The sequence below is a fragment of the Vibrio sp. 10N.222.52.C12 genome (assembly GCF_041474215.1).
Lineage (GTDB): Bacteria > Pseudomonadota > Gammaproteobacteria > Enterobacterales > Vibrionaceae > Vibrio > Vibrio crassostreae_C.
The window spans coordinates 47,085-54,438 of the sequence record NZ_JBFRTR010000009.1 but is presented as its reverse complement, the minus strand read 5'-3'; the positions used below and the strand labels follow the sequence as shown (position 1 = coordinate 54,438).

At 46.1% G+C, this 7,354-nt stretch carries 7 protein-coding genes; all 7 read left to right on the top strand.

The features are described 5' to 3' along the window. A partial coding sequence (locus tag AB4623_RS01995; RefSeq protein ID WP_372137417.1) for an arginine deiminase family protein occupies positions 1–438 on the top strand: 438 nt, incomplete at its 5' end. Between the two features lie 73 nt (positions 439–511). Next, complete coding sequence (arcC, locus tag AB4623_RS01990; protein ID WP_017062723.1) at positions 512–1,423, top strand: carbamate kinase; 912 nt, start codon at positions 512–514, stop codon at positions 1,421–1,423. A gap of 141 nt (positions 1,424–1,564) precedes the next feature. Continuing rightward, positions 1,565–2,575 carry an ornithine carbamoyltransferase gene (locus AB4623_RS01985; protein ID WP_017062722.1) on the top strand — a complete coding sequence of 337 codons (1,011 nt, stop codon included), beginning with the start codon at positions 1,565–1,567 and terminating at the stop codon, positions 2,573–2,575. 492 nt (positions 2,576–3,067) lie between these two features. Then, positions 3,068–3,997, top strand: a complete 930-nt coding sequence (pyrB, locus tag AB4623_RS01980) for an aspartate carbamoyltransferase (RefSeq protein ID WP_004729720.1) — start codon at positions 3,068–3,070, stop codon at positions 3,995–3,997. A gap of 15 nt (positions 3,998–4,012) precedes the next feature. After that, entirely contained in the window at positions 4,013–4,477 is a 465-nt protein-coding gene (gene pyrI / locus AB4623_RS01975) for an aspartate carbamoyltransferase regulatory subunit (RefSeq protein ID WP_017062720.1), read from the top strand. 327 nt (positions 4,478–4,804) lie between these two features. Next, positions 4,805–5,293 (top strand): arginine repressor, encoded by a 489-nt coding sequence (locus tag AB4623_RS01970; protein ID WP_017063664.1) that lies wholly within the window; start codon positions 4,805–4,807, stop codon positions 5,291–5,293. Positions 5,294–5,468: 175 nt separating this feature from the next. Next, positions 5,469–7,316, top strand: coding sequence for a protein-disulfide reductase DsbD (locus tag AB4623_RS01965; RefSeq protein ID WP_372057592.1), 1,848 nt, complete (start codon positions 5,469–5,471; stop codon positions 7,314–7,316). Positions 7,317–7,354: the final 38 nt, after the last annotated feature.

The window sequence follows — 7,354 nt, the reverse complement described above, 5'->3', positions numbered from 1 at the left end:
CTACCAAAACACCGCTCTTGCATGCACTTAGACACCGTTATGACGCACATGAACGAAGATACGTTCTCTGTTTACCCTGAAGTGGTGAGTAAAGACGTACAGTGCTGGAACCTAACTGGTGATGAGTCTGGCGCAGTGAAAGTGAAAGAAGAAGGCTACTTCGTAACAGCTATCGAAAAAGCACTTGGCGTAGACAAGCTAAACCTAATCACGACCGGTGGTGACAACTTCCATGCAGAACGTGAGCAGTGGAACGATGCAAACAACGTTCTAACGGTTAAACCTGGCGTTGTGATTGGCTACGAAGGCAACACCTACACCAATGAAAAATACGATAAAGCAGGCATCACAGTTCTTCCTATCCCTGGAGATGAACTTGGCCGCGGTCGCGGTGGCGCACGCTGCATGAGCTGCCCAATTGAGCGTGATGGTATCTAATCACTAAGACGAAAACGGCCAAGTTGAATGATCTTAAATAATCTCAGCTTGGCCAAAATGAGAGAACACAATTATGACTAAGCAAACTGTTGTTGTTGCACTCGGCGGTAATGCCTTACTTCGTCGCGGTGAGCCGTTAGAAGCCGATGTTCAACGCCGTAATATTGAAACAGCGGTTAAAACCATCTCTGAAATCGCGAAAGTGTACAACGTGGTTCTAGTACATGGTAATGGCCCACAAGTTGGTTTACTGGCTCTGCAAGGTTTGGAATACAAAAAAGTAAACCCGTATCCGCTAGATGTATTGGGCAGTGAGACTCAAGGCATGATCGGCTACATGCTGATGCAAGAGTTCAAGAACTATCTACCTAACCGCAACATCTCGTGCATGTTGACGCAAATGACCGTTGATCCAAACGATCCTGCATTCGCCGATCCAACGAAGCCGATTGGCCCGATCTACGAAGAAGCGGAAGCGCGTGAATTGGCGGAGAAATTCCACTGGATCGTCAAACCAGACGGCCAACACTTCCGTCGCGTTGTGCCAAGCCCACGCCCTACTGGCATTGTTGAGCACGAAGCGATCACCCAACTTATCGATGCAGGCCACCTAGTGATTTGTACTGGCGGCGGTGGCATCCCAGTGAAAAAAGAGAACGGCAAATTAGTGGGTGTTGAAGCGGTTATCGACAAAGACATGTCAGCGGCTTTCTTAGCGAAACAACTGGATGCGGATGCACTGCTTATTTTGACCGACGCGGACGCTGTTTACCTTGATTGGGGCAAACCGACTCAACACGCACTGCGCAGCACCACACCAAGTGAACTGGCGAAATTCGAATTTGATGCAGGCTCTATGGGACCAAAAATTGAAGCATCGTGCGAATTCATTCAGCAAGGCGGCAAAGTCGTCGGTATTGGTGCACTCGAAGATGGTTTGCAAATCCTGCAAGGCTTGGCGGGCACCAACATCACCAAAGATTAATCTACTCGCGAGCTTTTCAAACCTTGCGAGAAAACTGAATCACCGTTTGAACTGAAATTAATACACAAAAATTGAATCGCGCTTTCTTGAATTTTCTTTCCCTGTAACAAGAAAGCGCCTAAATCTAAGAAGGAATACATCATGGCTTTTAACCTACGCAATCGTAACTTCCTAAAACTACTAGATTTCACTCCACGCGAAATTCAACACTTATTAGATCTTTCTATGGAGCTAAAAAAAGCGAAGTACAACGGTTACGAACAGCCAACACTAACTGGCAAAAACATTGCGCTTATCTTTGAGAAAACCTCAACTCGTACTCGCTGTGCATTCGAAGTAGCGGCATTCGACCAAGGCGCTCGCGTGTCTTACTTAGGCCCATCTGGCTCTCAAATTGGCCACAAAGAATCAATGAAAGATACCGCTCGCGTTCTTGGCCGTATGTACGATGGCATTGAATACCGCGGCTTCGGTCAAGAGATTGTTGAAGAGCTAGGCGCTTACGCTGGAGTTCCAGTATGGAATGGTCTGACTGACGAATTCCACCCTACACAAATTCTTGCTGACTTCCTAACCATGACGGAATACGGCCGTGGTAAACAACTGCATGAAATCAGCTTTGCTTACCTAGGTGATGCTCGCAACAACATGGGTAACTCTCTGATGGTTGGCGCAGCGAAAATGGGCATGGACATTCGCCTTGTTGCTCCAAAACAGTTCTGGCCACAAGAAGAACTATTGGCTCAGTGTCGTGAAATCGCAGAGCACACAGGTGGCAAAATTACACTGACTGAAGATGTTCAAGAAGGCGTGCAAGGTTGTGACTTCCTGTACACCGACGTTTGGGTATCTATGGGCGAAGCGAAAGAAGCATGGGCTGAGCGTATCAACCTAATGATGCCTTACCAAGTGAACATGGAAATGCTGAAAGCAACGGGTAACCCACATGTGAAATTCATGCACTGTCTGCCAGCTTTCCATGGCGAAGATACCACGGTAGGCAAACAACTTGCGGCTGAATATCCACAGCTAAAAGACGGTGTGGAAGTGACTGATGAGGTAGTTGAGTCTGAATACTCTATCGTGTTCGATGAAGCTGAAAACCGCATGCACACCATCAAAGCAGTAATGGTTGCAACACTAGGCAGTTAATTACCTAAACAGCTAAGAATCGAAACAACTAAGAAGTTAAGCACTCACTTGTTCGCGAGACATTGACAAGTTAAGTGTAATGACAGGGAAATGCGGGCGGCGAACTTGGGATTTAGCCCTTGGATAAAGCCCGCATTTTTTTTCATGTACTTGAGGGCATTATCGCCCCAAAAACCCTGAGATTTTCTGTTTCAACAAGGGCTTAAATCAAAGCAAAATGTAGAGGTTATTTCGCATAAAAATCCATTAAATGAATACTTTACAGAAAGTATTGCATGCCGTTTTTATCTGAGTATAATCCTCCGCAATTTGTCTTAAGAGAGCAAAAAATGAACTGCAATTCTGTCGCACATGATTGTCAAACTACACGCCAAAGAGTGGCGGTGGTGTCATTTTTATTTTGCTCTATTGATCGTTTCGAAGCCTCCTATTTTTAGGGGGCTTTTTTTTGTCCGCAATTTGACTGTATGCATAGAAAAAGGAAGACCCGTTATGGCGCATTCGTTATTTAACAAGCACATCATCTCCATTCCAGAGCTCTCTCGTGATGAACTGGAGCTTATCGTCGATACTGCAGCAAGACTCAAAGCAGAGCCAAATCCAGAGCTGCTGAAAAATAAGGTGGTGGCGAGCTGCTTCTTTGAGCCTTCAACTCGAACTCGCCTTTCATTTGAAACTGCAGTTCAACGCCTAGGTGGCACGGTCATCGGTTTTGATAATGGCGGTAACACATCGCTGGCTAAAAAAGGCGAAACACTTGCCGATTCGGTGCAGGTTATCTCTTCTTACGTTGACGCCTTTGTGATGCGTCACCCACAAGAAGGCGCAGCACGTTTAGCCTCTGAGTTCTCTAACGGTGTGCCAATTGTAAATGGTGGCGACGGAGCCAATCAGCACCCAACGCAAACCTTGTTGGATCTGTTCTCGATTTACGAAACACAAGGCACGCTCGACAACCTCAATGTGGCATTTGTTGGCGACCTAAAATATGGCCGCACCGTGCACTCATTGACGCAAGCACTATCAAAATTCAACAACGTGCGTTTCTTCTTTATCGCGCCAGAAGTGTTAGCCATGCCGGATTACATTTGTGAAGAACTGGAAGAGATGGGCATCCAATACAGCACCCACAGCAGCATTGAAGAAGTGGTGCCTGAACTGGATGTTCTGTACATGACTCGCGTACAGAAAGAGCGCTTTGATGCGTCAGAATACGCGCACATGAAATCGGCTTACATTCTGACGGCCGATACGCTGAAAGACGCTCGCCAAAACATGAAGGTGCTTCACCCACTGCCACGTGTCGACGAAATCACAACTGACGTCGATAAAACGCCACACGCTTACTACTTCGAACAAGCTGAAAACGGTGTGTATGCACGTGAAGCTTTATTAGCCCTAGTTCTAAACGACACTTTATAAGCAGGAGAAACAGTCATGGTTAAACAAACTCAGCTACAAGTAGAAGCGATCCGTAACGGCAGCGTGATTGACCACATCCCTGCTCACCTTGGTATCAAAATCCTTAAACTGTTTAAGCTACACAAGACAGAACAGCGCATCACTATGGGCTTAAACCTGCCATCATCGGCACTTGGCCATAAAGATCTAATCAAGATTGAGAACATCTTCCTGACCAAGGAACAAGCCAACCAATTGGCTCTTTATGCTCCGCAGGCAACGGTCAATCAGATTGAAGAGTATAAAGTGGTTAATAAGCTAACCCTTGTGCTGCCAGAGCAAATCCACAGTGTCTACTCTTGCCCGAATAGCAACTGTATTTCGCACGGTGAACCTGTCGAAAGCAGCTTTAAAGTGCAGCTAAAACAGGAAAACGTGCAGCTAAAATGTCACTACTGTGAAAAAGTATTCTCTCGCGAGATCATGAGTGAAATTCGCTAACCCTTAGCGCCATTATCACGGTCTCCAAAGCACCCTAATACCGATGGATATTTATGCCAAACTTGGAATAAATATCCATTTAACAAAAGAATAAAACTCCAAAATAAAAGCAATTAACTAGAATTTTATTTGGTGATCCCCTTCAAAAAGATAACTATCCTTTAGTGGTAGACTCAATGGATAGACGATCATACATCACGCATACCTTCCCTCTTTATTTCGGGATTCATCGGTAAGCCCTATTTAACAATCGTACTCTACGGCTTTGGGAGTACGCTCGGCGCTATGGACAAGCGATAACCACATGTTGACCTTAAGGAGTTGTTCATGAACCCAATCACTGAGCACGGTTGCTTGTATTCAGCTGAAGATAAAACACTGACTGCAGCGTGCAAACGCTTACTACAACAACAAAGCTTCTCGACCCAAAATCAACTGCGAGAGAAACTCGTCGATATTGGCTATACCGGTATCAGCCAATCGACCGTATCTCGTATTTTGTCACAGCTTGGTGTTGTCAAAATTCAGAATGCTTGCGGTAAAAAGGTTTACTGCATCACGGTTGAAAGTGCACCGGTTCGTGTCGATGCATCCATCTCATCGCAAATCGAATTCATCACTCATAACCAAGCGATGGTCATCGTAAAAACTCATCCAGGTTGTGCTCAATTAGTCGCAAGATTAGTCGATATCGACCCACATACTGAGATTATCGGCACCGTTGGCGGTAATGATACCGTGCTTATTATTCCAAAAGATACGATGAATATTGATGCTTGCGAACAAGTAGTAAAAGCACGCTTGGGTGTAGCTTAAATGTCTCTTTTACAAAGGCAAGTCACTCAAGTTGAATTGCAGCTCCCCACTCGATTACCCAATAAAATCGCTATCCCGCCTTAGGGGATATTTGTTTGCCGATGAAACTAATAGCAAACTATTACGGTCTGATTGAGTTAAGATACCTTCAACTCCATTTTGATGACTAAATAGTATGCGACGACTTGCCACATTACTTTTTGTTTGTGTTTCCCTATTCACCCAGCCTGCGTGGGCGCTATTTGGGAACGACAACGCCGAGCCAAGCTTCGGAGGCAATAACAATGGTTTTGTCCCTGTAGACCAAGCTTTCCCTTTCAATTACTACCAGCAAGACGACAAAGTCCTTCTCGACTGGCAAGTAAAAGAGGGCTACTACCTCTATCAACATAGCCTCTCGTTCACCGGGCAAAATCTCGCTATCGGTAATGTTGAATTAGAAGATGGTAAGCCGCACCAAGATGAATTCTTCGGTGAGGTGAGCATTTATACTCAGCCGTTATTCGTGCAAGTTCCTCTGCAGAGTTACCAAGATGGCTCACAGCTGATCGTTAAGTATCAAGGCTGTGCGGACGCAGGGTTCTGCTACCCACCAGAGACTCGTATCATCGACATTGAACCTTTCACAGCAACAGGTTCTGCTAATTCGCAAGGTAGTGACTCACAAGCTTCATCTTCTGCTGGCAACGAAACCGATGTTTCTACGCAACCAACATCTCCGAAAGCAGACGTTGTAAGTAACACGACTCAACAGCCAAATACCCCTGTTTCAAAAGAAGCAGGCTTAGCCGATAAGCTCGGTGACAGTTGGTGGACCCCTCTATTATTCTTAGCACTCGGTGTTGGTTTAGCCTTTACGCCGTGTGTGCTGCCTATGTATCCGATTCTAACGGGTATCGTTTTAGGTGGTGGCAAACTCAGCCAAGGTCGCGCGCTGATGCTGTCCTTTATTTACGTGCAAGGCATGGCGTTAACCTACACCTTATTAGGTTTAGTGGTTGCTTCAGCAGGCATGCAATTCCAAGCCGCTATGCAGCACCCTTACGTGCTGATCGCGCTGAGTGTTCTGTTCGTGGCGTTAGCAATGTCGATGTTTGGCGTTTATAACCTGCAACTGCCAAGCAGCATCCAAACTTGGCTCAACAACCAAAGCAACAAGCAGCAAGGTGGCAATACCTTGGGCGTATTCGCAATGGGCGCTATCTCTGGCTTGGTGTGTTCACCTTGTACCACGGCGCCATTGTCAGGCGCGCTGCTGTATGTGGCTCAGAGTGGCGACCTATTTACCGGTGCGATTGCTCTGTATGCATTAGCCATGGGTATGGGTATCCCACTGATTTTAGTGGCAGTGTTTGGTAATAAGCTATTGCCTAAAGCGGGCAGCTGGATGAACAAGGTGAAGATCGTATTCGGCTTTATCTTGCTTGCCGCGCCTATCTTCCTGCTAGAGCGAATCATTCCTGAGTTGTGGGCAACCGTGCTTTGGTCTGGCCTTGGCTTCATCGCCTTTGGTTGGCTTTACCACAGTAAGAATGCACTGCCATTTGGTGGCTGGAAGCAAAGCGCTGTGGGCATCATTGCGATGCTTGGCCTGTTCGCATCAGCTCAACCTGCGCTCAATTACTGGTTTGCAGAAAAGAGCGTGACGGTAGAACAACACATCCAATTTGCACGCATCAACACGGTTGAAGAACTAGAAATCCAGCTCATCGAAGCGAAGAAACTCGGTAAGCCTGTGATGCTCGACTTCTACGCCGATTGGTGTGTGGCATGTAAAGAATTCGAGAAGTACACCTTCCATCAAGCTGATGTGGAAAACAAGCTTTCTGACTTCGTACTGCTACAAGCCGATGTAACGAGAAACATGCCTCAAGACATTGAACTGCTTAAACAATTACAGGTACTTGGCTTACCTACGATTGAGTTCTGGGATGGTGAGGGTAACCATGTTCCAAATGCTCGTGTAACCGGTTTTATGCCTGCCGATGTATTCTTAAAACACATGCAAAACCACCAGCTATAACGGCAATATTCACTAAAATATAAGCCGAATCGAAAGCC